At 62.1% G+C, this 26,356-nt stretch carries 29 protein-coding genes and 1 other RNA gene; 13 read left to right on the forward strand and 17 right to left on the reverse strand.

The features are described 5' to 3' along the window. Positions 1-168: 168 nt before the first annotated feature. Together MOV80_RS12700 and argE are read right to left on the reverse strand one after the other, a co-directional pair. Entirely contained in the window at positions 169-1,557 is a 1,389-nt protein-coding gene (locus MOV80_RS12700; RefSeq protein WP_052051967.1) for a sodium-dependent transporter, read from the reverse strand. Positions 1,558-1,742: 185 nt separating this feature from the next. Next, positions 1,743-2,915: an acetylornithine deacetylase gene (gene argE, locus MOV80_RS12705; protein ID WP_019100136.1), complete on the reverse strand. Its 1,173-nt coding sequence runs from the start codon at positions 2,913-2,915 to the stop codon at positions 1,743-1,745. A 159-nt stretch (positions 2,916-3,074) separates the two neighbouring features. Here argE and ffs point away from each other — a divergent pair. After that, positions 3,075-3,173: signal recognition particle sRNA small type (gene ffs / locus MOV80_RS12710), an RNA gene on the forward strand. A gap of 271 nt (positions 3,174-3,444) precedes the next feature. Beyond that, complete coding sequence (locus MOV80_RS12715) at positions 3,445-3,768, forward strand: helix-turn-helix domain-containing protein (RefSeq protein WP_019100137.1); 324 nt, start codon at positions 3,445-3,447, stop codon at positions 3,766-3,768. Positions 3,769-3,893: 125 nt separating this feature from the next. Here the strand turns inward: MOV80_RS12715 and MOV80_RS12720 are convergent, their stop codons facing one another. Then, positions 3,894-4,343 carry a universal stress protein gene (locus MOV80_RS12720; RefSeq protein ID WP_019100138.1) on the reverse strand — a complete coding sequence of 150 codons (450 nt, stop codon included), beginning with the start codon at positions 4,341-4,343 and terminating at the stop codon, positions 3,894-3,896. 117 nt (positions 4,344-4,460) lie between these two features. Between MOV80_RS12720 and MOV80_RS12725 the strand changes: the two genes are divergently transcribed. The 4 genes from MOV80_RS12725 (at position 4,461) to xerC (ending at position 7,130) form a co-directional block, all read left to right on the forward strand. Further along, complete coding sequence (locus MOV80_RS12725; RefSeq protein WP_039753400.1) at positions 4,461-4,898, forward strand: thioesterase family protein; 438 nt, start codon at positions 4,461-4,463, stop codon at positions 4,896-4,898. Between the two features lie 12 nt (positions 4,899-4,910). Beyond that, the gene (locus MOV80_RS12730) at positions 4,911-5,324 is read left to right on the forward strand and encodes a hypothetical protein (protein WP_039753403.1); all 414 of its coding nucleotides are present in this window, start codon (positions 4,911-4,913) and stop codon (positions 5,322-5,324) included. A gap of 65 nt (positions 5,325-5,389) precedes the next feature. Then, on the forward strand, positions 5,390-6,244 hold the full coding sequence (locus tag MOV80_RS12735) for a MoxR family ATPase (RefSeq protein WP_039753405.1): 855 nt from the start codon (positions 5,390-5,392) through the stop codon (positions 6,242-6,244). Position 6,245: 1 nt separating this feature from the next. After that, a complete protein-coding gene (gene xerC, locus MOV80_RS12740) occupies positions 6,246-7,130 on the forward strand; it encodes a tyrosine recombinase XerC (RefSeq protein ID WP_118267824.1) in 885 nt (294 codons plus the stop codon). A 156-nt stretch (positions 7,131-7,286) separates the two neighbouring features. Here xerC and MOV80_RS12745 read toward each other — a convergent pair whose 3' ends face one another. From MOV80_RS12745 to orn, 3 genes are all read right to left on the reverse strand, one after another. Continuing rightward, positions 7,287-7,787, reverse strand: coding sequence for a CinA family protein (locus tag MOV80_RS12745; protein WP_107732619.1), 501 nt, complete (start codon positions 7,785-7,787; stop codon positions 7,287-7,289). An 11-nt stretch (positions 7,788-7,798) separates the two neighbouring features. Beyond that, entirely contained in the window at positions 7,799-9,448 is a 1,650-nt protein-coding gene (gene pgi / locus MOV80_RS12750; protein ID WP_043590523.1) for a glucose-6-phosphate isomerase, read from the reverse strand. Positions 9,449-9,532: 84 nt separating this feature from the next. Then, positions 9,533-10,078, reverse strand: a complete 546-nt coding sequence (gene orn / locus MOV80_RS12755; protein WP_019100145.1) for an oligoribonuclease — start codon at positions 10,076-10,078, stop codon at positions 9,533-9,535. Positions 10,079-10,159: 81 nt separating this feature from the next. Between orn and MOV80_RS12760 the strand changes: the two genes are divergently transcribed. From MOV80_RS12760 to MOV80_RS12780, 5 genes are all read left to right on the forward strand, one after another. Continuing rightward, entirely contained in the window at positions 10,160-11,404 is a 1,245-nt protein-coding gene (locus MOV80_RS12760; protein ID WP_249605160.1) for a M48 family metallopeptidase, read from the forward strand. A gap of 1 nt (position 11,405) precedes the next feature. After that, a complete protein-coding gene (locus tag MOV80_RS12765) occupies positions 11,406-11,732 on the forward strand; it encodes a 4a-hydroxytetrahydrobiopterin dehydratase (protein ID WP_019100147.1) in 327 nt (108 codons plus the stop codon). Continuing rightward, positions 11,729-12,604: a ribosome small subunit-dependent GTPase A gene (gene rsgA, locus MOV80_RS12770; protein ID WP_019100148.1), complete on the forward strand. Its 876-nt coding sequence runs from the start codon at positions 11,729-11,731 to the stop codon at positions 12,602-12,604. The genes MOV80_RS12765 and rsgA overlap by 4 nt, the downstream gene beginning before the upstream one ends. 114 nt (positions 12,605-12,718) lie before the next feature. After that, positions 12,719-13,459, forward strand: coding sequence for an acetoacetyl-CoA reductase (gene phbB / locus MOV80_RS12775; protein WP_039753408.1), 741 nt, complete (start codon positions 12,719-12,721; stop codon positions 13,457-13,459). Between the two features lie 106 nt (positions 13,460-13,565). Then, positions 13,566-14,048: a GAF domain-containing protein gene (locus MOV80_RS12780; RefSeq protein ID WP_118267830.1), complete on the forward strand. Its 483-nt coding sequence runs from the start codon at positions 13,566-13,568 to the stop codon at positions 14,046-14,048. A gap of 360 nt (positions 14,049-14,408) precedes the next feature. Here the strand turns inward: MOV80_RS12780 and MOV80_RS12785 are convergent, their stop codons facing one another. The 3 genes from MOV80_RS12785 to MOV80_RS12795 form a co-directional block, all read right to left on the reverse strand. Further along, on the reverse strand, positions 14,409-14,645 hold the full coding sequence (locus tag MOV80_RS12785; protein ID WP_118267832.1) for a hypothetical protein: 237 nt from the start codon (positions 14,643-14,645) through the stop codon (positions 14,409-14,411). Positions 14,646-14,746: 101 nt separating this feature from the next. After that, positions 14,747-15,814, reverse strand: a complete 1,068-nt coding sequence (locus tag MOV80_RS12790) for a DNA-binding protein (protein WP_249605161.1) — start codon at positions 15,812-15,814, stop codon at positions 14,747-14,749. A gap of 174 nt (positions 15,815-15,988) precedes the next feature. After that, entirely contained in the window at positions 15,989-16,657 is a 669-nt protein-coding gene (locus tag MOV80_RS12795; RefSeq protein ID WP_118267836.1) for an OmpA family protein, read from the reverse strand. Positions 16,658-16,872: 215 nt separating this feature from the next. On the opposite strand from MOV80_RS12795, the gene MOV80_RS12800 reads away from it, so the two are divergent. Next, complete coding sequence (locus MOV80_RS12800) at positions 16,873-18,138, forward strand: Hsp70 family protein (protein ID WP_019100154.1); 1,266 nt, start codon at positions 16,873-16,875, stop codon at positions 18,136-18,138. 113 nt (positions 18,139-18,251) lie between these two features. On the opposite strand, the gene MOV80_RS12805 is transcribed toward MOV80_RS12800, so the two are convergent. From MOV80_RS12805 to MOV80_RS12815, 3 genes are all read right to left on the reverse strand, one after another. Next, a complete protein-coding gene (locus tag MOV80_RS12805; RefSeq protein ID WP_081574475.1) occupies positions 18,252-18,614 on the reverse strand; it encodes a hypothetical protein in 363 nt (120 codons plus the stop codon). A gap of 252 nt (positions 18,615-18,866) precedes the next feature. Then, on the reverse strand, positions 18,867-19,868 hold the full coding sequence (locus tag MOV80_RS12810) for a hypothetical protein (RefSeq protein ID WP_043590512.1): 1,002 nt from the start codon (positions 19,866-19,868) through the stop codon (positions 18,867-18,869). 112 nt (positions 19,869-19,980) lie between these two features. Beyond that, positions 19,981-20,709 (reverse strand): pseudouridine synthase, encoded by a 729-nt coding sequence (locus MOV80_RS12815; protein WP_019100157.1) that lies wholly within the window; start codon positions 20,707-20,709, stop codon positions 19,981-19,983. 267 nt (positions 20,710-20,976) lie between these two features. Here MOV80_RS12815 and MOV80_RS12820 point away from each other — a divergent pair, with 267 nt between their 5' ends. Continuing rightward, entirely contained in the window at positions 20,977-22,488 is a 1,512-nt protein-coding gene (locus tag MOV80_RS12820; protein ID WP_118267838.1) for an amidase, read from the forward strand. Here MOV80_RS12820 and MOV80_RS12825 read toward each other — a convergent pair. Genes MOV80_RS12825 through MOV80_RS12845 form a run of 5 tightly spaced genes read right to left on the reverse strand, consistent with a single transcriptional unit; the run spans position 22,478 to position 26,213 of the window. Continuing rightward, positions 22,478-23,068 carry a PqiC family protein gene (locus MOV80_RS12825; protein ID WP_019100159.1) on the reverse strand — a complete coding sequence of 197 codons (591 nt, stop codon included), beginning with the start codon at positions 23,066-23,068 and terminating at the stop codon, positions 22,478-22,480. The genes MOV80_RS12820 and MOV80_RS12825 overlap by 11 nt on opposite strands. Next, positions 23,065-24,693: an MlaD family protein gene (locus MOV80_RS12830; RefSeq protein WP_107732623.1), complete on the reverse strand. Its 1,629-nt coding sequence runs from the start codon at positions 24,691-24,693 to the stop codon at positions 23,065-23,067. Before MOV80_RS12830 ends, MOV80_RS12825 begins: the two co-directional genes overlap by 4 nt. Beyond that, the gene (locus MOV80_RS12835) at positions 24,683-25,300 is read right to left on the reverse strand and encodes a paraquat-inducible protein A (RefSeq protein WP_039753432.1); all 618 of its coding nucleotides are present in this window, start codon (positions 25,298-25,300) and stop codon (positions 24,683-24,685) included. Before MOV80_RS12835 ends, MOV80_RS12830 begins: the two co-directional genes overlap by 11 nt. After that, positions 25,297-25,923 carry a paraquat-inducible protein A gene (locus tag MOV80_RS12840; protein ID WP_249605162.1) on the reverse strand — a complete coding sequence of 209 codons (627 nt, stop codon included), beginning with the start codon at positions 25,921-25,923 and terminating at the stop codon, positions 25,297-25,299. The genes MOV80_RS12835 and MOV80_RS12840 overlap by 4 nt, the downstream gene beginning before the upstream one ends. Beyond that, complete coding sequence (locus tag MOV80_RS12845; protein WP_161523846.1) at positions 25,923-26,213, reverse strand: helix-hairpin-helix domain-containing protein; 291 nt, start codon at positions 26,211-26,213, stop codon at positions 25,923-25,925. Before MOV80_RS12845 ends, MOV80_RS12840 begins: the two co-directional genes overlap by 1 nt. Positions 26,214-26,356: the final 143 nt, after the last annotated feature.

The following is a 26,356-nucleotide window of genomic DNA, read 5'->3' on the forward strand; positions in this document are numbered from 1 at the left end:
GCGTTCCGCTCAGCATCCGAGGCGCGCCTGAGCCGCGGCTCAGAACGAGCCTACGATCTCGCGAGCTAAGGCGAAAAAGACCGAGAAAGCGAATGCACCCGTGGCACATGAGTATTTCGAAGCCGGTTTCAACGCCGCATCGTTGACGCGCAGATCGCGAACAGGTTCTCAGATCACGCCCAGGCCCTTGAGCATCACCACCAGAATCAACAGCGGCGACACATAGCGCAACACGAAGAACAGCGCCTTCAACAAGCCTTCGTTCTTCAGCTCGCCCTCATTGCTCAACGCCTGCTTCAACCGTTCGAAACCCCATACCCAGCCAACGAACAGGCAAAGGAAGATGCCGCCCAAAGGCATCAGCAGGTTAGAAGTCACAAAGTCGAACAGATCAAACAAGGTCATGCCGAAAGGCTTGAAGCCGGACAGCGTACTGTTGGACAAGGCGCAGCCCGCCCCCACCAAGGCCAACAGCAGCAAATTGATCACGGTGGCCTTGACTCGGCTGATGCCGAAGCGTTCGCTGAAAACCGATACCGGCACCTCCAGGATGGACAGCATCGCGCCGGTGGCCGCGATCGCGGCAAGCACGAAGAAGGCCACCATGAACACATTGCCCAGCGGCATGCTGGCGAATACCGCCGGAATTGTGATGAACAACAGCGACGGCCCGGCCGCCGGCTCGAAGCCGAAAGCGAACACGGCGGGGAAAATGGCGATGCCGGCCAGAATGGAAACAAACAAATCCGCGCACATCACCCTGAATGTGGTGACGGGGATGTTTTGATCATCGCGGAAATAGCTACCGTAGGTGATCATGGTGCCCATGCCAATGGACAGCTTGAAGAAGGCCAAGCCCACCGCGGTCAGCACCACCGCGCCGCTGATCTTGGAAAAATCGGGGGTAAACAGGAAGTCCAACCCTTTGGCCGCGCCGGGCAGCATCAGGCTGCGCGCGCCGATCACCAACAACAACAGGAACAACAAGGGCATCAGCTTCTTGGTCACCGCCTCAATGCCTTTGGACACGCCCATCAGCAGAATGCCGCCGATCAACAGTAAAACCAGCCATTGCCACAGCAAGGACTGCAACGGATCGGAAATCAGCGCGCTGAACGCCTGCGAGGTGGCCTTGGGGTCGCTGGACAATAAGCCTCCGCCCAAGGATTTGAACACGTAGGCGAACACCCAGGCCGCCACTTCCGAATAGAAGGCCATAATCAGGAAGGCGGCCAGCACGCCGAAGGCGCTGATCAGCCACCACGGCTGGCCGGCGGGCGCCAGCGTCTTCATCGCCGTTACCGCATCGGTCTTGGCTTTGCGACCCAGCATGATCTCGGCGATCATCACCGGCAGGCCCACCAGCAATGTGGCCAGCACGTACACCACCAAAAAACCGGCGCCGCCATTGGTGCCGGTCAGATAAGGAAACTTCCAGATATTGCCGAGACCCACGGCGGAACCGAGAGTCGCAGCCAATACGCCAAAGCTGGAGGTGAAGCCGTCTCGCGACTTGGCCGCGCCTCCCTGCCGCACAGATCCCACGTTCTGACTCATTTATTTTTTCTTTCTGACAACCGCCGCGCCAACGCCCCCAGCCCCTTTGGACCGGACGTTGAGCGGCTTCTAACGCCACCATAAAACAAGCCCGCCTAAGGGATCCCCCTGGCGGGCAACTTGAGTGTTCGGCTTGTCGCCGGCAGCGATTTTGCTGCTATTCGGCCATCAGCGCAAAAAAATCTTCATGCTTTTTGCGCCAGCTCATCCCCTAAACGCCGCAACCAGGCCACGCACCGCTCCAGTTGTTCAATCTCGATGTATTCATCGGGCCGGTGAGCCTGTTCGATGTTGCCAGGCCCCAGCACCACGCAGGCGATGCCGGCCTCGCTGAACAGGCCCGCCTCGGTGGTGTAGGCAACGCCCTTGCCGCCGTCGCAGCCGCACAAGCGCGCCACAGTGCGGCGCACCTCGCTGTTTTCCGACGACTCGAAGGCCGGGCTGTACACCACCTGCTCAATCTCTATCTCCGCCTCCGGCGCCACCTCCCTCATCTCCAACAGCAAGGTGGCCGCGTAGTCCCGGACAGAGCTGACAAAACGTTCAGGTCCGTCGCCCGGCAGCCAGCGGCACTCGAACATGAACTCGCAATCCTTGGGCACGATATTGCAAGCGGTGCCGCCATGGATGGTGCCGGTCTGCAAGGTGGTGAACGGCACATCATATAAGGCCTGGCGATGACCAAACGAAGCCTCCGCATCGGCCAACTTGCGAATATGGGTAATCAGTCGCGCCGCGAACTCGATAGCGTTGACGCCTTGCGGCGTTAGGGAGGAATGCGCCGCGCGGCCTCGGACCTTGCACAGAAAATGGGCGATGCCTTTGTGCGCGATCACCGGCTGCATGCTGGTGGGCTCGCCGACGATGCAGCCGGACACCTTCACTCCGTCCGCCGCTAATCGGTCTATCAGACGCCCCACGCCCAGGCAGCCGACTTCCTCGTCGTACGACAGCGCGATGCCTATGCCCTGCCTTAAACTTCCGCGCTGGGCCAGCTCGACGAACCAGGGCGCCAGCGACAGCACGCAGGCGATGAAGCCCTTCATGTCGGCGGATCCGCGGCCATACAGCCGCCCTTCTCCTTTGTCAGTCAAAACGAAGGGATCGCTACTCCAGACCTGGCCATCCACCGGCACCACGTCGCTATGCCCGGACAAGACCACCAACGGCGTTTCGGGCGCACCGATGCGGGCAAACAGATTGGCCTTGCCGCCATCGTCGTTAAAGGTCAACGTCGACTCCACGCCCAGTTTCAGCAGATAAGCGCGCACCCATTCGATCAGCTGCAAATTGGAATGCCGGCTGGTAGTGTCGAAGCGGACCAGTTCCGCCAACAGTTCTTGCGCTGATTGAGTCATTACACATTCCCACGCTTGCCGCGGTATTTGAGATAGATGCCGCCCAGTCTGCCTGCGCGGCCAAGCTTCGGCAACCAACGCCGCCCCAGCCCCAGCGACAAAAACGCACGTCGCGCTTGGCAAAACGACTGCTTATCGTTAGAATGCGTCTTCTCTTGAGGCGGGTCTCCCCGCATTGCGCGATAGCGAACCTGGTCAGGTCCGGAAGGAAGCAGCCACAGTTATTTAGCGCAAGTGCCGGGGGTCAGGCTCGCCGCCCCTCCCTTTTTTTTCAGTCTCAAACGCCAAAACGCTTTACAAAAAAGCGACCACACAGTATCTTTTCGCGTCTCGCCCTTCAAATCCCATTGTCCTTGACAATAAGAATCCACTAACATTGCAAAAAACGAAGTTGGCACTTAACGGAACTTCATGAACTTTTTTGCATCAGAATTATTCCTGATGGATTTTTTTTGCTATTTTTAGGGTGCAGGGCACGAAACCTAAAAAATATTAGAACCAATATTCTTTGATACTGAGAGGAACACTCATGAAACTGTTTGAAAAGATCCCCAACCCGCGTGAAATCCGCCGCAAGCTCGGCCTGAACCAGCAAGAGTTCTGGAGCCGCATCGGCGTGACCCAGTCCGGCGGTTCCCGTTACGAAAGCGGCCGCAACATGCCCAAGCCGGTGCGCGAACTGTTGCGCCTGGTTCACGTTGAGCAGATCGACCTGTCCAAGGTTCGCCGCGAAGACTTCGAGATCGTCGAGTACCTGAAGGAAACCCACCCGGACCTGTACAAGAGCCTGCGCAAAGCGGTTCGCACCAAGCTGGAAGCCCAAGACGGCAGCGTGGAAGCCACCGCCGCTTGATCCTCTTCCGCGAGGAAAGCCAGCCCGCAGCAATGCCGGCTGGCTTTATTTTTACCCTCAGGATTGTCCGACAAGCAACGGCGCGCCGCACCCCGCTCTAGCCGCGCGCCCGCCATGCCATCAGCCTAGTCCCCGGGGTTGCGCACCAGCAACACAGGCACGTCCGCCAGTTTAAGCACGCCCTCCGCCACGCTGCCCATCAGCAGATGCATCAAACCGCTCCAACCATGGGTACCCATCACTATCAAATCAGCACCCCAGGCGCCGGCGTCGTCCACCAGCACCGCGGCGATTTTATCTCCCCAGCTTTCCAGAATTTTGCAATCCGCCGTCACACCCAACTCCTTGGCCTTGGCCCCGGCCTGCCCCAGCACCTGCTCTCCCGCCTGCTTGATCGACTTTTGCAGTTCGGTCGCATCCAGAAACTCGGTCCCGCCCCAGCCGAACTGGGCCAAATCCACCACATGCACTAGCTTCAGACTGGCGCCCACCTCCTTGGCCAGGTGGCAAGCTTCGTGCAACGCCAGATTGGAGGTCTCGCTATCATCCACCGGTACAAATATGCGCTGATACATGACTCTGCTCCTTGTTGTATTTGCCTTACACTTGCAGTCTATCAAACCAAGACACTGTCCTGTTGACTCAGGTTAAGACAAACAACTCAGCCAAACCACTCGCCCAAAGCCCACATCATGTCCAGAATCCAGCTTGCCATGCCTGAGCGCTTCGCTTTCGAAACCCGCGTCGACATCCGAATCGGCGACGTCAACTACGCCGGCCACCTAGGCAACGACGCCGTATTGAGACTGGCCCACGAGGCGCGTCTGCGCTTTTTACAAAGTCTAGGCTATCCGCACGAACTCAGCATCGAAGGCCTGGGCATTGTGGTGGCGGACACTGCAATCTGCTACCGCGCGGAAGCCTTCCACGGCGAGATGCTGCGCTTTGATTTGGCGGTGGACGACATTGGCCCGCGCGGTTTCGATTTGCTCTATCAGGCAAGCAATGACAAAACCGGGAAAGAAGTGGCAAGATTGAAGACAGGCCTAGTCTTCTTCGATTACGAAAGCCGCAAGCTTGCCGCCATGCCCCCAGCGTTTCTGGAGCGGCTGAGCGTCACATCAGAATAAAGGAAAGGCGTCATGAGAAAATACGCACTCAATAGCCCGGAAGCAATGGCGCGCCTGCTGGCTATGTTTATGATCACGGATGGCAATATGGACCCGCGCGAGCTGGAGCTACTGGAAAAACTCCACGTCTACGACCTGATCGGGTTGCCGCGCAAGCAGTTCACCAAGGTGCTTGTGGATTATTGCGACGACGTCTCCGACGAAGCCAACGACGACGGCACCATCCACTTACTGGACGCGGAGCGCATCAACGGTTTGCTGGCCGAGGTGAGCGACCACCGAAAACGCATTTTGGCCTGCGTGCTGGCCATGGACATCAGCAAGTCCGACGGCACCATCAGCGAGCCGGAAATGGCGCTGCTAAGCCACATGATGAAAAGCTGGGGCATTTCGCTGGACGACCTGGAACGCGAATTCGCCCGTTGATCTCTTTCCCCGCCAAAGCAGCCGTTTGCGCGGCTGCTTTGGCCATTTCGAAGCCCTCCCCGCCCATGACGAGCAATACCCGATTTTCCGGAACAGACAACTATATCGCCACTGAAGACCTGATGATGGCGGTGAACGCCGCCATCACTTTGGAGCGCCCGCTCCTGATCAAGGGCGAGCCCGGCACCGGCAAAACCATGCTGGCCGAGGAAGTGGCCCGCAGCCTGGGCCGAGAACTGATTGTCTGGCCGATCAAATCCACCACCAAGGCCCAGCACGGCCTGTACGAATACGACGCAGTGTCGCGGCTGCGCGATTCGCAACTGGGCGACGCTCGCGTGCACGATATCCGCAACTACATCGTCAAAGGCAAGCTGTGGCAGGCTTTCGACGCCGCCTCCGCGCCGGTGCTGCTGATTGACGAGATCGACAAGGCCGATATCGAATTCCCCAACGATCTGCTGCGGGAACTGGACCAGATGGAGTTTTTCGTGCACGAAACCCAGGAATTCGTGCGCGCGCGCCAGCGCCCCATCATCATCATTACCTCCAATAATGAAAAAGAACTGCCGGACGCCTTCTTGCGCCGCTGCTTCTTCCATTACATCCGCTTCCCGGACCGGGACACCATGCAGGCCATCATCGACGCCCACTTCCCCGCCCTGCGCCAGCAATTGGTCAGCGAAGCGCTGGAGGTGTTTTTCACCATCCGCGAGCTGCCGGGCCTGAAGAAGAAACCCAGCACCTCGGAACTGCTGGACTGGCTGAAATTATTGTCGGCGGAAGGCATGGACGCCTCGGCGCTGAAGCAGCGCCATCAGGACAACGCCCCGCCGCCGCTGGCTGGCGCGCTGTTGAAAAGCGAGCAGGACCTGCAATTGTTCGAGCGCCTGATGCAGATGGCCAAACTGCGCCGCTAAGATGGAATCCCTGGAGCGCTTTGCCGCCTCGCTGGCGCTGGCCGGCCGCAGCAACCACACTTCCGCCGCCTACTTGCGCGATCTGGAGCAGCTGGCGAGCCTGCTTCACCCCGCCCCTCTGGAACGAGCCGAGCACTCCCAGCTGCGCAAAACCCTGGCCAAATTGCACGCTCAGGGCCTGCATAGCCGCAGCCTGGCGCGCAAGCTCTCCGCCTGGCGCCGTTTCTACCAATGGCTACTGGACAGCGGACAGCGCGCGGACGATCCCAGCCAGGGCCTGCGCGCGCCCAAACAGGATAAGCCGCTGCCCAAGGCTTTGCCGGTGGACAGTACCGCGGCCCTGCTGGACCGCATCGACGACGCCGACGCGCTCTCCATACGCGACCGCGCCTTGTTCGAGCTGATTTACTCCTGCGGGCTGCGATTATCCGAAGCGGTGGGGTTGAATCTGGAAGACCTGGACTTTTCCGACGACCTGCTGCGCATCCGCGGCAAAGGCGGCAAGGAGCGCATCGCGCCGCTGGGCGCCGAGGCGCATGTCTGCCTGCAGCGCTGGCTGGCGCAGCGCCAGGCCGCGCCGGACGAGCGCGCGGTGTTCATCGCCCGTCATGGCGGACGACTGGGCGGCCGCCAAGTGGAAAAACGCTTGCGCGACTGGGCGATCAAGACCGGCGCGCAGCAACACGTGCATCCGCACATGCTGCGCCATTCCTTCGCCTCCCACCTGCTGCAGTCATCCGGCGACTTGCGCGCAGTGCAAGAACTCTTGGGGCACGCCAATCTGTCCAGCACTCAGATCTATACCGCGCTGGATTTCCAGCACCTGGCCAAGATCTACGACAGCGCGCATCCGCGTGCGCGCAAGAAGCAGGAAAAAAAGGATTAAATACCCTGCGAACCAAGAGCGTGTTCACGATGTAGCGAACCAAGGCGAAAATGGTAGAAAAAACAGAATGTGCAAGTGGTTCACAAGCATTTTGAGCTTGTTTTTAACGCCCCCCGTTTAAACTATCCCGGCAGCGCAGCAGACTTTGAACAAGCCCTAAGCCGAGCAGCTACGCTCGGCCACCAGCTCATCCAAGCGCTGCAAGGCGCGAATCACCGTTTGCGCGCGCACCTGGCCTCGATCGCCGTCAAAGCGGCAGCAGAACGCCTCGCTCCAACCGTCCGGACCGGCAATGCCGAACCAAACCAGCCCCACCGGCTTGGCTGCCGTGCCTCCGCCGGGACCGGCCACTCCGGATACCGCCACGCTCCAGTCCGCGCCGGACAGGCTCTGCGCGCCAGCGGCCATCTGTCGCACCACCGCCTCGCTGACCGCGCCGTGCTCGCGCAAGGCGCCGCCTTCCACCTTCAGTAGACGTTGCTTGGCCTCATTGCTGTAAGTGACCACGCCGTAGCCGAACCAGGCCGAGCTACCGGCGATGTCGGTCAGCGCCGCGGCGATCATGCCGCCGGTGCAGGACTCGGCGGCGGCGACGCTCTCGCCCGCCGCCAGCAAACGCTCGCCTAAACGGCGGGCCAACTCCAAGCTTTCTTGCATGGCGCTTTCTCTTAAGATTGCCGCGATTTGAAATGGCGAATCAAGCCGTTGGTGGAGCTATCGTGCGCCAGCGCGTCGTCATCGGCCGTCAACTCGGGCAGGATGCGGCGCGCCAGCTGCTTACCATACTCCACTCCCCATTGATCGAAGGAGTTGATCCCCCAGATCACTCCCTGCACGAACACCTTGTGTTCATACAGGGCCAGCAACATGCCCACGCTGTACGGACTCACTTCGTCTAGCGCCAGGGTGTTCGACGGCTGGTTGCCAGGAAACAGCTTCTGCGGCAGCAGCATGTCCACTTGCTCGCCCGGCAGATGCGCCAGCTCGCGCATCGCTTCGGCCTCTCCCTTGCCGCGCATCAGCGCCTCGGTCTGGGCCAAGCAGTTGGCCACCAGCACCTGATGCTGATCGGCCACCGGGTAATGGCTGCGCATCGGAATAATGAAGTCGCAAGGCACCAGCCGAGTGCCCTGATGCAGCAACTGAAAAAAGGCGTGCTGGCTGTTGGCGCCCTCCTCGCCCCAGATCACCGGACCGGTGTCGAAATCCAGCGCCTCGCCATAACGACCGACGCGCTTGCCATTGGACTCCATATCCAATTGCTGGACATGGGCCGGCAGGCGCCTCAAGCCGTGGTCGTAAGGCATGATGGCGTGGGTGTGGGCGCGGTAGAAGGTGTTGTACCAGACGCCGATCAGCGCCAGCAGCACCGGCATATTGGCGGCGAACGGCGCGGAAAAGAAATGCAGATCCATCGCGTGGCCGCCCGCCAGGAATTTCTGGAAGCGCTCGAAGCCTATCGCTAGCATCACCGGCAAGCCGATGGCCGACCACGTGGAGTAGCGGCCGCCCACCCAGTCCCAAAAGCCGAACATATGCGCCGGATCGATGCCGAAAGCCTGCACCGCCGGCTGATTGGTGGACACCGCGACGAAATGACGCGCAATATCGGCCTCGCTCCCCGCCTGCAAAAACCATTGCCGCGCAGCCTGCGCGTTCAGCAAGGTCTCCGGCGTGGTGAAAGACTTGGAGGCGATAATGAACAGGGTTTCGGCGGGGTCCAGCCGCTCCAGCGTGCGCGCGACATGCGCGCCGTCCACATTGGAGACGAAATGCACGTCCAGCTCCGGCGTCGCGTACGCGGCCAGCGCTTCCTTCACCATCAGCGGCCCCAGGTCGGACCCGCCTATACCCAGATTGACCACGTGACGGATGCGCCGGCCGCTGAAGCCTTTCCACTCGCCGCCGCGTACCTGCTCGCTGAACGCGCGCATCCGCGCGAGCACCGCTTGCACCTCGGTCACTAGCTCGCAACCGTCCAGCACCAGTGTCTCGCCGGCCGGCAAGCGCAAAGCTGTGTGCAACACCGCGCGGTCCTCGCTGACATTGATGCGCTGGCCGCTCCGCATTTTCTCCATCCAGCCGGCCAAATCGGCCTCCCGCGCCAACTCGAACAGCAACTCAAGCGTGCGTTCGGTGATGCGGTTCTTGGAGTAATCCAACAATAGGCCGTCCAGCTCCAGCGAAAAACGCTGAAAGCGCTGCGGATCGGCGTCGAACAACTCGCGCATATGCATGTGCCGGGTAGCGCGCTGATGTTGATGCAAACGGGCCCAGACCCGGGTGGAGTTGATGTCGGACGTGCGTTGCGAAGCCATGTATATTGCCGATGGAATGAAGTTCGCCAAAAACAAAGGGGCAAGCCCCGTTTCGGAGCTGCCCCTGCGGGGCAGCGCCCCCGGTTACAGCTTGAGGAAATGCTCGCGGTAGTAACGCAACTCCTCGATGGACTCCAGGATATCCGCCAGCGCCTCGTGTTTGCCGCGTTTGACCACGCCGCGCGCCACTTCCGGCTTCCAGCGCTTGCACAGCTCTTTCAGCGTAGACACATCCAGGTTGCGATAGTGGAAATACTCCTCCAGCTTGGGCATCCAGCGCACCATGAATCGGCGGTCCTGATGGATAGTATTGCCGCACATTGGCGTAATCCGCGGCGGCACGTACTGAGCCATGAAGTCCAGCAGCATCTGCTCGGCCTCGGCTTCGCCCAAGGTGGAGGCCTTGACCTTCTCGATCAGGCCGCTTTTACCGTGGGTGTTCTTATTCCAGTCGTCCATGCCGTCCAACACCTCGTCGGGCTGGTGGATCACCAGCACCGGCGATTCCGCCACCACGTTCAGCTGGCTGTCGGTAACGATCATCGCGACTTCGATGATGCGGTCGGTCTCAGGATTCAGACCCGTCATTTCCATGTCGAGCCAGATGAGGTTCATTTGATCTTGTGTCATACTTGCCAATCTTTGCAAAACCCTGCCATTTTCCTTCATTGCCGCGCTGGCGGCAAACCTGACAGCAGATAACGGACTCCGATGACCGAGGCATTCAGCTCTCTCTTCCTGGCCGCGCTGGCGGCCACCCTCGCGCTAAAACTCTGGCTAGGCTGGCGCCATGCCCGCCACATCGCCCGCCATCGCGCGGAAGTACCCGCGGCTTTCCGCGATGCCATCACTTTGCAACAACATCAGTTGGCCGCCGATTATTGCATCGCCAAAACTCGCTTCGGCCTGTTTTCCGCCTTGTTGGACAGCCTAGTGATCCTGGCGCTGACCTTTGGCGGCGCTCTGCAATGGCTGGCCGGCATCGCCGCCGGCGCCAGCGCTTCGCCGCTACTGTCCGGCCTGCTGCTGATAGTGGGCGTGGCTACGCTGACCGGCTGCATCAGCTTTCCACTCAGCCTATACTCCACCTTCGACATCGAGGCCCGCTTCGGCTTCAACAAAACCACGCCCAAGTTGTTCATCATCGACCAGATCAAGGGCCTGCTGCTAGGCGCAGCCATCGGCTTGCCGCTGGTGGCGCTGGTTCTGTGGCTGATGGACATCTCCGGTCCGCTATGGTGGCTGTGGGTGTGGCTGGTCTGGACCGGCTTCCAGCTACTGATGGTGGCGCTCTACCCCACGCTGATCGCCCCGCTGTTCAATAAATTCTCACCGCTGCAAGACCTGGAACTCAAGGCTCGCATCGAAGCGCTGCTGCAACGCGCCGGCTTCAAAAGCCAAGGCGTGTTCGTGATGGACGGCTCGCGCCGCTCCAGCCACGGCAACGCCTACTTTACCGGCTTCGGCGCCGGCAAGCGCATTGTGTTTTTCGACACCCTGCTGGGACAGCTGGACCACGCCGAAATCGAGGCGGTGCTGGCGCATGAGCTGGGCCATTTCAAACGCCGCCATATCGCCAAACGCATCGCGCTGGCCTTCGCGCTGTCACTGGGTTTCCTGTTTCTGTTGGGCCAGCTGCTGGATGCGCCGTGGTTCTACGCCGGCCTGGGCGTTTCCACACCCAGCACCGCGATGGCGCTCATCCTGTTCTTCACCGCGGTACCCGCCTTCACCTTCCCGTTCACGCCGCTGTCCAGCAGCCTGTCGCGCCGCCACGAATACGAGGCCGACGAATTTGCCGCCAACGAAACCGACGCCGGCAAACTGGTGTCAGCCCTGGTCAAACTCTATCGCGACAACGCGTCCACGCTGACGCCGGACCCGCTGCACTCCGCCTTTTACGACTCGCACCCGCCCGCCGCGCTGCGCATCAACCATCTACAAGGAAACCGCTGACATGAACCTGCTTGAACTGTCCTGCGAAGCCCAACACGGCGCCAACCCGCTGGCCGCCAGCACCGTCAATCAATTGATGGGCTCGCTGCCCGGCTGGAACATCCGCGGCATCGAACTGACCAAAACCTTCCCCTTCGCCGATTTCCACGACACCATGGCCTTCGTCAACGCGCTGGCCTGGATCGCCCATCGCGAAGACCACCACCCGGACATGTCCGTGCATTACAACCGCGTCGTCGTCAACTTCAGCACCCACGACGCCGGCGGCCTGACATTGAACGATTTCATCTGCGCGGCCAAGACCGAAGCGCTGCTGGCTCGCCCATGACAGGTCAGACTGGACAAATCATCCGCAGCCACGGCCGCCGGTTCATCGTCGAATCCGAGGGCCAAGTTTACGATTGCACCACCCGCGGCAAGCGCGTCGATTTCGCCTGTGGCGACTGGGTGGACATTCTGGTGCAAAACAAGGAACAGGCGGTCATCGAGCGCTCGCAGGAGCGCCGCAGCCTGCTCTATCGCCAGGACGACTGGAAAACCAAGGTCATCGCCGCCAATGTAACCCGCATCCTGTTCGTGATCGCCGCGGTGCCCAGCCCCAACGAGGAGTTGCTGGGCCGCTGCCTGATCGCGGCGGAAGCCGGCGACATCGACCCCGTCATCGTGGTCAACAAGGCGGACTTGCCGGAAACCGCGAGCTTGCTGCTCAAACTGGACCTGTACCGGCGCCTGGGCTACCAGGTGGTCACCCTGTCCGCCAAGCAGGATGTCGCGCCGTTGCTGCCGCTGCTGCAAGGCCAGACCAGCGTTTTCGTCGGCCAGTCCGGCATGGGCAAATCCACGCTGACCAATGCGCTGCTGCCGGACGCCAACGCCCGCATCGGCGACATCTCCACCGCCTTGGACTCCGGCCGCCACACCACCACCCACGCCACGCTCTACCATCTGAACGCGGACAGCCACCTGATTGATTCCCCCGGCTTGCAAGAGTTCGGCCTCAAGCATTTGAAGGCCGCGGAACTGACCCGTTACTTCCCGGAAATGCGCCCGCTGATAGGTCAATGCCGCTTTCACAATTGTTCGCACCGCGTGGAACCGAACTGTGCCATCATGACCGCATGTGAATCCGGCGCCATCGTCAAGTCCCGGCTGTCTTTGCTGCAACGCCTAACGGATGAACTTTCACCATCCAAGCCGTGACGAAAGGTGTGCGTACTTTCCATTCACATACACGGGTAATTCACTTATCCTAAAAAACTGAAAGTCGTATCGCATAAGCATATCCAGACAGACAGCTAATAAGGAGCCAGCACTATGACTAAGCGAATCGCACTCGTAACCGGCGGCATGGGCGGCATTGGCACCGCCATCTGCAAAGCCCTGGCTGAAAGCGGTCACATCGTAGTCACCACCTACAGCAAGCCCGGCCGCGAGCAAGCCTGGCTCGCCGACATGAAGGGGCTGGGACTGAAGGATATCCACGCCTATCAATGCGATGTCACCGACACCGCAGCCTGCAAGGGACTGGCCGAAAAGGTGGCCAAAGACCTAGGGCCGATCGACGTGCTGGTCAACAACGCCGGCATCACCCGCGACTGCAGCTTCAAGAAGCAGACCAAGGAAGACTGGGACGCGGTGCTGCGCACCAATCTGGATTCGCTGTTCAATATGACCAAACCGGTGGTGGACGGCATGAGCGACCGCGGCTTCGGCCGCATCATCAACATTTCGTCGATCAACGGCCAGAAGGGCCAGTTCGGCCAGACCAACTACTCCGCGGCCAAGGCCGGCATGCACGGTTTTACCATGGCCTTGGCGCAGGAAGTGGCGCGCAAGGGCGTGACCGTGAACACCATTTCGCCCGGCTACATCGCCACTGATATGGTGATGGCGGTGGCGGAAGACGTCCGCAACAAGATCATCGCCCAGATTCCGGTGGGCCGCTTGGGCAAGCCCGAGGAAATCGCCGCCTTGGTGACCTTCCTCGCCTCCGAACAGGCGGGCTTCATCACCGGCGCCAACGTGGCGATGAACGGCGGCCAGCACATGATGTAAACCGGGCCGCCGCCCGCGATGCGACGCCGCCCCGCCGGGCGGCGTTTTCTTTTTGCCCGTCGGCTGTGTATGCTATCGCCTTCCCAAGCCACACCCCGACATACCCATGGCAGAACACCTGATCGTCCACGGCGCGGACAAACAAGAGCGCTACCAAACCCTATTGCCGCAGGCGCTGGCGCTGATTGAATCCGAGACGGATCAAATCGCCGCGCTGGCCAATCTCTGCGCCGCCCTACACAGCAGCTTTGATTGGCTGTGGACCGGCTTTTATCTAGTCAAGGACAAACAATTGGTGCTCGGCCCCTTTCAGGGCCCAATCGCGTGCACCCGCATCCCCTTCGGCAAAGGCGTATGCGGTAGCGCCTGGCAGGCCGGCGCCACCCTGGTGGTGGAAGATGTCGACGCCTTTCCCGGCCATATCGCCTGCTCATCCAGCGCGCGCTCGGAAATCGTGGTGCCGGTCCGCAACGCCGACGGCGAAGTGGTCGCGGTGCTGGACGTGGACTCCAGCGAACTAGCCAGCTTCGACGCGGTGGACGCCGAATACCTGGAACGCATCACGGCGGGACTTACCCACCTGCTTTAAGACCCGCTAACAAAACCCCTGATCCTGCGTTGCGCCTCCTTGTCGCACCACTTGTACTGCCTGCGTCGGCGCGCCTTGGCTCAGGTTCTCTGCGAGGTTTTGTTAGCGGCTCTAAGAACCTGTTTACGATCTCGCGAGCTAAGGCGAGACAAGGCGGAAACGAGCGAAAAAGCGGGATGCACAGGTGGCGCATGAACATTTCGAAGCGGTTTTCAACGCCGTATCGCCGACGCGCAGCAGATCGCAAACAGGCTCCAAGCGCTTGCCGCGCTTCAGTGATACGGTGCTGGAAATACCTTCCGGACCATGAAAAAGCGCGCCGACAGGCGCGCTTTTTCATTATCAGACCGGCTTAAGCGGCTAGAGCTGCAAACGGATTGAATCGCGCCCCTCCCGAGGCCGCAACCAAACTCGCCCCGCCAGCTCCAAAATCCAGAACACGACCAGACCAGACAGAATGGACAGATTTTTGCCCGTAACCATAGCCAGCAAGCCCTGCCAGAAAGATCCAGCGTCCGCCCAGCACAATCCACACCACACGAACAAGGCCAGCAAGGAGATCAGCGCCGGGGCGCGGTAGTATTCGCCGAAAGTCATATTGCCTCCAATAAAGACAATCCTATCTCGACAAACTAACAAAGCCCGCTACAAGCGACATCGTGGCAAGCACTTAGTAGAAACACGCGTCCGGAGCGCAATTAGCCCAATAGGGGCAATTGCAGCTGCCGGCCCAACCACTCGCGCAAGCCGGCCTCGTCCAACGTCAACAGCTCCTGACGCGAGACGGCCAGCAACTCCACCAGACGCGCCAGTTGCCGCTCGGCGCCCAGATTGATCTCTCCAGCCAGCCGGCTGTTCTCGCTGGCCATGTCCAGCAAGCGCGCCGAGGTCTGTTCTAATTGCACAGCCTGCCTCAGCGCGTCCTGCTCCAAGGCCGCGTTGCGCCCTTCCAGCCACTCCAGCCTCGCCTCCAGCCTGCCGTTGTCTCGCTCGCGCTCCGCGAGACGGTCGCGCCACTCCCCCTCCAGTCGAGTCCGCTCGCGCCGGCTTTGTTGCAAAGCCTCTTCCTGGCGGGCCTGCGCCTGTTGCATGGCTCGGCGCTCCTCTTCCATTTGCTCGTAAAGCCTCAGCCGCAAACCTTCCAGACGCTCATAAGCCAGGGACTCGCGCCTGGCGGCTTCTTCGCGCGCCTCCTGCACCTTCTGCTCCGCGCGCTCCTCAAGCTCCTGCTGACGCTGCTCAGCCTGACGCCGGACCTCGGCCATTTCCTTCCGGGTCTGCTCCAGCCTCGCCTCCAGCTCCCGCGCCGCCCGCTCCAACATCTGACGCCGGGTTTCCTCTCCCTGCAAGCGTCCTTCCAGGTCCGCCAGCCGCGCGGCCCGCAACTCTAGCTCACGCAAGGCGGATTGCAGCTCGGCCTGGCGCGCAGCCAAGCTGTCCTTTAGCTCTCGAGTCTCCGCCGCAGCCTGCGCCACTGCGGTTTCCGCGTCCTGACGCACAGACTCCAGCCGCCCATCCGCTTCGTCGCAGGCCCGCTGCCATACCTGTTCGAAAGCTTCGGCCAGGCCGGCCGGCCAATCCGGCCGCCGTGACGAGATCGCCACCCGTGACAAAAACTCTTGTCGCCATTCTTTCAAGGTGTTGTTGATCGTAGTGTTGGAGCCCGCGCCGATTCTAGCCCGAACCTCCAGCACTGTCGGCCATACACCCTCGCCCACCAGTTCGAACGCTGCTTGCCGGATGCGCGAATAAATGTCTGTCGCCATGCCTGAAAATGCTCGTTTATCGTGGTCGACATTCTAGCAAAGCGGCACTTTAAAATATATTACGTATTACATTTAAAATTTAACAATTCGCACTCGCACGCACCGCAAGAGCCGCGAAAGAAAAAGAGCGGTGCGCCGCCTGCGACGCCCGCCCCTCTTGTTAACTCTCCCACCTTAGCCGCGCGCGGCTTCTCCCACGAAGATTTCCACGCGCCTGTTCTTCGCCCGCCCCGCGGCGCTGGAATTGCTGGCCACCGGCTCATGCGACCCGCGACCCGTGATGCTGACCCGCCCCTCGGCCACGCCGCGCGCGGTCAGATAGTCGCGCGTTGCGCGGGCGCGGTTCAGCGACAGCGGATCGTTGACCGCATTGGAGCCGGTATTATCGGTATGGCCAACAATCTTCACCGTGGTCACCGGATTCTGATTCAAGGTGGCGGCGAAACGATCGAGAATGGGCCGCAGATTGGGCTTGATATCGTAACGCCCCACGTCGAAAGACACATCGCTGGGAATATCCAGCTTCAGTTGATTGTCGGCGGTCTGGCTGACGCTAACACCGGAACCCTTGGTCGCTTGCTCCATCGCGGCCTTCTGCTCCTGCATGTGCTTGGACCACAAATAACCGCCGCCAGCGCCCAGCGCAGCGCCCAAGGCTGCGCCGGTGGCCGCGCTGCGCCCCGGATTGCCACCCGCGGTCAGCCCCCCCAGCACCGCGCCGGCCACAGCGCCAATTGCCGCGCCCGTGCCGGTGTCCCTCTGTGTTTCGGACATATTCGCGCACCCGGACAAGCCGCCACTCCCCAGCGCCAATGCAACAAACATCACGATCAGTTTATTCATGCCTGGATCCTTTCCATTCAGTCCATCACCCACCCCAGCTCCTGCTGGACGCGCTTTCAGCATATACCTAATTGCGCAGTGGACACTGCGCGCCCCGGCAAAAAGGCAGACGCAACCGGCGACACCCACGCGAAAAAACGCTTGATTCGACAGCTAAAGCCTTCCCTTGACACGTCAATCCGCGTACCATCGCGCCTCGCTTTACGGGAGGGAATATGAACACGCAGACTACGGCCCGCGCCTGCGGCATTGACTTTGGCACATCCAACTCCACCGTGGGGTGGCTGCGCCCGAACCAAGCCACGCTACTGACGCTGGAGGATGGCAAGATTACCTTGCCCTCGGTGGTTTTCTTCAACTACGAGGAGGATCATTCCGTCTTCGGCCGGCTGGCGCTGCAAGAATACATGGAAGGCTACGAAGGCCGACTGATGCGTTCGCTGAAAAGCCTGCTGGGCTCCAACCTGATCGATAGCCAGACCGAAGTGCAAGGCAAGGCCCTACCCTTCCGCCACCTGCTCAGCCTGTTCATCCAGGAGCTGAAACTGCGCGCCGACCGCGCCGCCGACCGCCCGTTCGAACAAGTGGTGCTGGGCCGGCCCGTCCACTTTGTCGACGACAATCCCAAGGCCGACGCCGAAGCGGAGTCGACGCTGGGCGAGATTGCGCGCCAGGTCGGTTTCAAAGAAGTGTCCTTCCAATTCGAACCGATCGCAGCCGCCTTCGACTACGAAGCCCGACTGGACCGCGAAGAGCTGGTGCTGATCGTCGACATCGGCGGCGGCACCTCGGACTTCACCCTGATCCGGCTGGCGCCCGAGCGCCATCGCCTGGACGAGCGCCGCGACGACATCCTCGCCACCGGCGGCGTGCATATCGGCGGCACGGACTTTGACAAGCAATTGAGCCTACACGGCGTAATGCCCCTGTTCGGTTTCAAAAGCCGCTTGCGCAATAACGCGGAGATGCCGTCCAGCCAATATTTCAACCTGGCCACCTGGCACACCATCAATTTCGCCTACACCCGCAAAGCCTGGATGGACCTACAAGACGTGCATCGCGATGCCGCGCACCCCCAGGTTCTGGATCGACTGTTCCGCCTGATCCAAGACCGCGCCGGCCACCGGCTGGCAATGCAGGTGGAAACCGCCAAGATCGCGCTGTCGGACGAGGACTTCCACCAGTTGGACCTCGGCCACATAGAAGCGGGCCTGCACTGCGAGTTGAGCCGTGATCAGTTCAACCAGAGCATCGACGCGATGCTGACCCAGATTGGCGCCACCGTGCGGCAATTGCTAACGGACGCCTGCACCCAGGCCGGCGACATCGACACCGTTTTCTTCACCGGCGGCTCCAGCGGCGTGCCGGCGCTGCGCGACAGCATCAAGCGCCTGCTGCCCCAAGCCCGTCACGTAGAGGGCGACCTGTTCGGCAGCATCGGCAGCGGCCTGGCGATCGAGGCGGCTAAACGCTACGGCTAAGCACCTGTTTACGCTCTCGCGAGCAAGGGCAAGATCTCAAACAGACGCCAAACCCATGCTTCAATAGAAAAAGGCCGGGCAATTTGCCCGGCCTTTTGCATATCCGTTCCGCCTCAAGCATCGGGCTTGCCGCCCGCCACCTTCTTGCCCTTGCGCCGCGCTTCAGGCGGCAACTCGAATTCGAACAGCTGCGCGGTACGCCCGGTTTGCGATTGACAGGCTATCATCAGCGCGCGATTGATCGCCTCCTTCTTGCTAACGCCCCACCACTCTATCATCTTGTCCAGTGACTTTTGCGCGTCGCGGCTCAACTCCACCGTCACCGACAACTCCTGCAGGCGACTGCGGCGCAATTCGCGGCTACGGCGCTTGCGCTCGGCCACGGTCATCGCGCGCTCGCCCAAGGGCTTGCGCCCCGGCTTTTTGCGGACGCCGCCAATCAGATCGAAGGTGTAGTGATCGCAAGGATCTTTCATGGCTTGAGTGACGGGTCACAGTCGTTGCTGAAGAGGGGCGCAAGGATAGCACAAAGCAAGCCCTGACGGGCATATCGCGCGTTCTGGCCGCAAAATATCCCATCGCGATACGGCCGACACAAAAAAACCCCGGCCTGGTGCCGGGGCAGACTCAATCAGCCGCCCTGAAGGCTGATCGAAAGCGACTCTACAGTTCCAGCATAGCCCTTGTTTCGGCTTTGCACAGCCCGCTTTGACGAAGCAGGATCTGTTTCAGTCGCTGCCGAACTCCCGTTCCAGTTCCGCCAAAGCCTGACGCGTCACCCGCACCGGCATCAAGGCCCGACGCAAAGGCTGAGCCTGCCCCAGCACCAGTTCCTCGAACTCCAGCTCGGTGGCGTCCTCGCCGGGCGCATCCTGCTTCACCCCCATGCGGTTCAAGTACAAGGTCCGCCATTCCAAGCGGAAATAATCCGCAGGATGCTCCAACACATGGCGCACGGTTTCCAACAGACCCTCGAGACTCAGCGCGCCTCGCGCCTCGCGCAACTGCGGCTCAATCTCTTCCATGCGTCGTTGCACTCCTTCGCAGGTGTCAGGCAAGGGCGAGCCGTCCGAGGATCCATCCACCACGGTACCGGCCTCGCAACGCAGCACGCTCATACGCAACTGCAGCCGCGACATCTCGTTGTCCAGCGTCTGGCGCAACTGCTCCAGCAGGCTCAAGCGCCGAGCAATCACCGTGGTCAGCATCTCCTCGCTGCGCCGCGCGCTGCTCTCGCGCAGCAACTCGCGCGACGCGCAAGGCATCGCCAAGCGATGGCCGTCAAAGCTCACCACCTGCTGCGGCACTTCGCGCCGCAACTCCCCACCCTCCATCGCCACGCCCAAACGACCGGTTTCGCTGCGCGACATCGACAGCAAAGCCCAGGCCTCGTCGCCCTGACTGGCGGACAAGAAAAAGTTGCGCAGGGGCTCGCTCTGGCGCAGGCAGGATAGCAGGCTGGCCGGCCCGGAAAACAGCAAGCCCAGACGCGGGTCCTGTGCAAAACCGCGCAAGGACAGTTCCAGCGGCTCCGGCATTCGGTTCGGCAACTCGGACAGATAAGCTTGGGTAACTCGCATGCCCGGCGCCAGCGCCTCCAGATAGCCGGGAGTCAGGCGCAAGCGCTTGTCCGTGCCGTCGATCAGGCACTCTATCGCCTGTGTCAACTCCCGCTGCTGCTGCCGGCTTTCGGCATCCAGCCCCCATCTTTGCAACAAGCGCCCTAACATGCATCCCCCTCTAGGAACCTGTTCACAATCCGCTTCGCGAAGCGGCGAGCACTCCGTCTCGCGCTGCTCGTGAGATCGTCAACACGTTCTTACAGCCGGTCGCCCAGCCGGATTAAAATGATTCGTCGTCCCGCAGATAGCGCCATTGGCCAGTAGGCAGATTGCCCAACTTGACCTTGCCGATGCGAATCCGCTTCAGGCCCACCACGCGCAAGCCCACCAGTTCGCACATGCGGCGGATCTGGCGTTTCTTGCCTTCGCGCAGCACAAAGCGCAACTGGTCCTCGTTCTGCCAGGCCACAGTGGCAGGCAGCAATTTTTTACCATCCAGCTCCAGACCATGATTGAGCAGACGCAAACCTTCGTCGGAAAGTTCGCCCTCCACGCGCACCAGGTACTCCTTGTCCACGCTGGAGTTCTCGCCAATAAGCTGCTTGGCCACTCGGCCGTCCTGGGTCAGGATCAGCAGGCCCACCGAGTCGATATCCAGACGGCCGGCCGGCGCCAGCCCTTTCAAATGCTGCGGAGAAAACCGGCGACGACTCTTGTCCTCCGTCCACTGGTTCTCCGGCTTGACCAGCACCACCGCCGGCTCATAGCCGTCCTCGGCTTGTCCGGACACATAGCCCATGGGCTTATTCAATAGGATGGTGACGCGCGAGGCCTGCGCGTCCTGGGCCTTCTTATCCACCTCAATCAGATTGTGCGGCAGCACTTTCTGTCCGAGAACGGCCACCTCGCCATCCACTTTCACCCACCCTTGTTCGATATAGCTATCGGCCTCGCGGCGCGAGCACAAACCCAACTCGGCCATGCGTTTCGACAGGCGCACTGGTTCCATCATTTCGTTCCGTAATAAAAAAAGCGGCTTGCGCCCGCTGCGGCGCCCGCCCCGTCTCTTCAACCCAAGACAGGCGACCGGGCAACCCGCAACCACCGGCAAGTCCGCTGTTGCATTTGGCCGTATTGTAGGGGATAGCGTCCCGACTGACCATGCATGGATGCGGCCTTTGCCCGCGAGGAACCCCAAAAACACCGCGCACGCCTGGCATCCGGCCAACGATACCGTTAGCATAAGACGAACTTCCCGATCGCCACCGAGGCACGCATGAGCATTTTCAAAGACTACGAACAATACGACGGCATTGGCCTGGCCCAACTCATCGCTAGCGGCCAGATCAGCGCCGGCGAAGCCGTAGCCTCCGCCCAAGACAGGCTGGAACGATGGAACCCGGCGCTGAACGCGGTGTGCCTGCCGCTGCCGGAACAAGCCCAGGCCCAGTTGAAACAGGCGCAAGGCGCCGGCCCGCTCGCCGGCTGCCCGGTGCTGATCAAGGACTTGCTGGCCGACATCGCCGGCGTGCCCACCCGCAACGGCAGCCGCCTGTTCGACGGCTACGTCGCGCCGCGCGACGCCGACATCATCCAGCGCTACCGCCAGGGCGGCCTGATCTTCATCGGCAAAACCACCACCCCGGAACTGGGCCTCAGCCCCTACACCGAATCCGAGGTCTACGGCCTCAGCCGCAACCCCTGGGATCTGAGCCGGACGCCTGGCGGCTCCAGCGGCGGCTCGGCGGCCGCGGTGGCCGCCGGCATCGTGCCCATCGCCCACGGAGGCGACGGCGGCGGCTCCATCCGCATCCCCGCCTCCAACTGCGGCGTGTTCGGCCTCAAACCCACCCGCGGCAGAGGCCCGGCGGGCCCGGACTACAGCGAGGGCTGGCAAGGCCTGGTCTGCCAACACGCGTTGACGCGCAGCGTGCGCGACAGCGCGGCGATGCTGGATTTGCTGGCCGGCGGTCCGCGCGGCGGCGAGGCTTATTACTGGCCTGCGCCGGAGCAAAGCTTCTTCGCCGCGCACCAACGCGAGCCCGGCAAGCTGCGCATCGCCTGGAGCAAGCGCCCCATTCTAGGCGGCGCGCTGCACCCGGATTGCGCGGCCGCGCTGGACGGCGCATTGGCCTTGCTGGCCGATCTGGGGCATGAGGTGGAAGAAGCGGCGCCGCCGTTGGCGTCTCCGGAGGAGTACAACCGCGCCATGTTGACGATCATCTGCGGGGAAATGGCGGGGCTGCTGCGCGACATCGAGCGCCGCACCGGCAAGCCGGCGCGTCACGAACAACTGGAGGCGGCAAGCTGGGCGCTGGCGCGCTACGGCGAGCGCCTCAGCGCCGGTGAGCTGGCCTGGGCGCGCGGTTTCGCCTGGGAGCAGGCCAGGGTCATGGAGAGCTTTCATCAGCGCTACGACGTGCTGGCGACCCCGACGCTGAATCAGCCGCCCGCCCTGGTCGGTGGCCTGGGGCCCAGCGCGGCCGAGGCCGCGATCTCGCGCTGGATGCTGGGCAAGCTGGGCTGGGACTGGACCTTGCGCTTCGGTCAGTTGATCCCGGCCACCTCGCGCCGCCTGATGGAATACCTGGGCTGGACCATTCCCTTCAATATGAGCGGGCAACCGGCGATGAGCGTGCCGCTGCACTGGAATCAGGCGGGGCTGCCCATAGGCGTGCAATTCGTCGCGCGCTGCGGCGACGATCTCACGCTGCTTCAGCTCGCGCGCCAGCTGGAACAGGCGCGGCCATGGGCGCACCGGCGTCCGCCGGCGCCGCCTAGCCCTTGAATCCCGCCAGGGCGGGCCCCAGCTCGTCAGCCACGCGGCGGCTCAGCTCGGTCACCAGCGCCTGCAGGCCGGCCACGGCCGCTGCCGCGTCATTCGTCGCCAAGGGCCGGCTCTGCAGGAAATAGCCGCTGGCCAGCGGCTTCTTGTCGCCCTGCGCCGGCAGGGCCTGCCAAGCCACTTCCAGCGAGGCGTCGCGCCCCGGCCTCAAACGCAGTTGGCGCACATCCAGCAATAAACGAACATCCCCTCCGCCCATGCCCGGCTGCGGATAAGCGTACACGCTGGCCAAGCCCAGAGCGCGGGACACATCCGCCGCCACGGCTTGCGTCAGCATGCGGTCCAGCGGCCCGGCCCAGCGCTGCAAATCCAGCAACTCGACATTGCCGACCGCATCCTCCACCACTAGTTGCGGCCGCTCCAGCCCGGCCGGCAGCGAGGCTGGACCCACCATGACGCTGACGCCTTGCGCGGGATTGGCCGCCGCCGGCAGCGCCGGACGCAGCTGGTGAAAGGTGGTGGGCGGCGAGGCGCAGGCGCTCAGCAGCGCCAGCATGATCAGACTCAACGCGATGGACTTCATTTTTTCTCTCCCTTGCCGCGTATCAACGCCTCCGGATGGCGGTCCAGGTAATCGGCCAGCGCGCGGAAGCTGCGCGCGGTTTCCGACACCTCTTGCGCGGCGGCGCGCACGTCCTGCTGCAGCGGCGAATCCGCCTGCATCGCCTGACGCGTGCTTTCCAACGTCTTTTGCAGATCCTCCAGCGTTTTCACCGCCTGCGGCAGTACCTTGCCATCCATGTTCTCGGACAGCTTGCGCATGCCGTCCAGCGTCTGGTGCAGCGATTTCAACGATTGATTCAATTCCTCGCCTATGCTGTCGAACGGCACCTTGTCCAGGCGGCGCGCAATGCGCTGCAACACCCGCTGCAGTTCTTCCAGATCGCCCGGCAGCGTCGGCAGCTCGGTCATGCCGTTGCGCATCACCACCTTGGCCGGTTTGGCCTCGGGGAAGAAGTCCAGCGCCACGTAGAGCTGGCCGGTGATCAGGCTGCCGGAGCGCAGCTGGGCGCGCAGGCCGTTGCGCACCAGCGACTCCACGGAAATCTTGGCCGACAGGCTGTGGTCGCCGGACAGGGTGTTGAGCCGGCTGGGATAGGTGCGGATATCCACCGTCATGTCGAAGTCCTTGCGCGCCGCCGCGTATTCGATGCCGATGGCGGTGACCTCGCCAAAAGTGATGCCGCGGAAGTCCACCGGCGCGCCCACGGTCAGGCCCCGCACCGACTGGCGGAATTTCAGCCGGAAGGATTGGGTTTCGCGGTCGCGGTTTTGCAGCGCCTTCTCTCGGGTTTCGTTGAGCAGGAATAAGTATTTGGCGTCCGGAGCCTTGTCCGGCCCATCGCTAAGCGGAGTTTCAAAGGCGATGCCGCCCAAGGCGATCGCCGCCAATGACTGGGTGTTGACGCTCAAACCGTTGGCGCCGATGGCCACGTCGATGCCGCTGGCGTGCCAAAAGCGGCTGTTGACGGTAACGAAGTGATCGTAAGGCGCGTTAATGAAGACCGACAGCTTCACCGCGCTGCCGGCCGGGTCCAGTTCATAACCCACCACCTGCCCCACCGGCACGCGGCGGAAATAGACCGGCGAGCCGGCGTTGAGCGAGCCCAGGTTGTCGGAACGCAACACGAACATTTTGCCCGGCAAGTCCGCGTTAATGATGGGCGGCACTTCCAGACCCTTGAACTCCGTGCGGCGCTCCTTGCTCTTGCCCACGTCCATGCCGATGTAGGAACCGCCCAGCACCGTGCCGAGGCCGGACACGCTGCCGCCGGAAATACGCGGACGAACCACCCAGAAGCGGCTGTCCGCCACCAGATAATCGTCCACCTTCTTGCTCAGCTCCGCGGTCACCAGGATGGATTGACGATCCGGGCTCACCGACACCGCCTTCACCTCGCCGATCTCCACGTCCTTGTACTTGATGCGGGTTTTGCCCGCCTCCAGCCCTTCCGCGTTCTGAAAGGCGATGGTGATGGTGGGCCCGCGCGACAATACCGCGTTCACCGCCAGCCAGCCGCCGATCACCGCCGCCACCACCGGAATCAGCCACACCAGCGACGGCGACCAGCGCCGCCGCTTCACCGGCACCGCGGCCGGCAAATCCTCGCCGGCTGCGGCCGGGTTTTCGGGTTGATCACTGCTCATCGTCTTCCTTTACCTGATCCCAGATCAGCCTGGGATCGAAACTCATCGCCGCCACCATGGTCAGCACCACCACCGTGCCGAAGGCGATTGCCCCCGGCCCGGCCTTGATCGACGCCAACGACTGCCATTGCACCAGCGCCACCATTAGAGCCACCACGTAAATATCCAACATCGACCACGGGCCTATCACCTCCACCACCCGATACAGCCGCGTCCGCTGCCGCGGCGCCCAACCGGAACCCAGCTGCACCGTCACCAACAATAACAACAAGGCCAAAATCTTCAACAGCGGCACCAGCACGCTGGCGGTGAACACCACCAGCGCCAGCGGCCAGGAGCCGGATTTCCACAAATACACCACCCCGCTCATGATGGTGTCGTTCTGCATGCCCATGATGGTGGAGGTTTCCATGATAGGCAGCAGATTGGCGGGCAGATAGGCCACCATCGCCGCCAACAGCAGGGCCCAGCTGCGCTGCAGGCTGTGCGGCTTGCGCGAGTGCAGAGCGGCATGGCAGCGCGGGCAGGATTGAGCGCCTTCGCCGGCGCGGCATAACAAGCCGCATCCGTGACACAGCCACAGGCCGGACTGGACGGCGGTTTTCACGCGGTAGCCCGACATTGCTGATAACGCTCCCACAAATCTTCCGGATTGAAACGGCTGGCGGTGGCCGCCATCAGCATGATCAAGGCGAACAAGGCCAGCAGGCCCACGCCCACGTGCACGGTGGCCAGACTGACCAGTTTGACCAAAGACACCAGGATGCCCAACAGAAACACCTCCACCATGCACCACGGACGGGTCAATATCTTCAACCGCATCAGCCAGGGAAAGCCCCGCGGCACATGACCGAAGGCCAACGGCAGCCGCACATACAGCATGCTGCCCAGCTCCAGCGACGGCATCACAATGCCGGTGAACATCACCAGCATGGCCACCGACAGCATGCCCTGGCGCTCCAGCGCCACCACCGTCTGCCACAAGGTGGCCGCGCTGCGGGCCCCGGCGGCCTCCAGCGTCACCACCGGATAGACGTTGGCCAACAGAAAGGCGATCACCCCGGTCAACAGCAAGGCCAGTTCGGCGTCCTGCCGCTGCGCGCCGTAGCGGCGCACCAGCGCGCCGCAGCGCGGGCAGCAGGCCCGCCCCTCGCCCTTCAACGGCACCCGCATCAGCAAGTCGCAATCATGGCAGGCCGTCAGTTTGGAATCCGCATCCGGTCGCGACATCAGTAACCGCCCTTCGCCTTGCGCTCGGCGGTAAAGCTCCACCACAGCCGCGCCTCGCCGGTGTCCATGTAGTGCACCACCGACATCAAGGTATCCAGCACGCACGGGTCCTGCCGGGTTCCGGTCAATTCGCACAAACGGTGGTAAAGCCGCAAAGGCTCGGCGCCGCGCAACTGCGACGGCTGCTCAATGCCGAGCAGGCGCAGGTCGTCGGCCAGGCTGGGGCCGATATTGGGCAGCTCGCGCAGATGCCGCGCCCGCGCAGCGGGCGGACAACGTGATGGGTGCATAAACTCTCGGCGAGGGTTAGGACATCCCGCATGATAAAGGACGCCGCGCCAGAGTTCAAAAGCAGGCTTGGCCTCGATGCCTGCTCAAGGTCGCGGGGACAAAAACAAGGCGACCGGGAAAGCGGCGTTTAACGCCCTTCCCT

Origin of the sequence: Chromobacterium sp. IRSSSOUMB001 (assembly GCF_023507765.1) — a bacterium.
In the GTDB taxonomy this organism is placed as follows: domain Bacteria; phylum Pseudomonadota; class Gammaproteobacteria; order Burkholderiales; family Chromobacteriaceae; genus Chromobacterium; species Chromobacterium haemolyticum.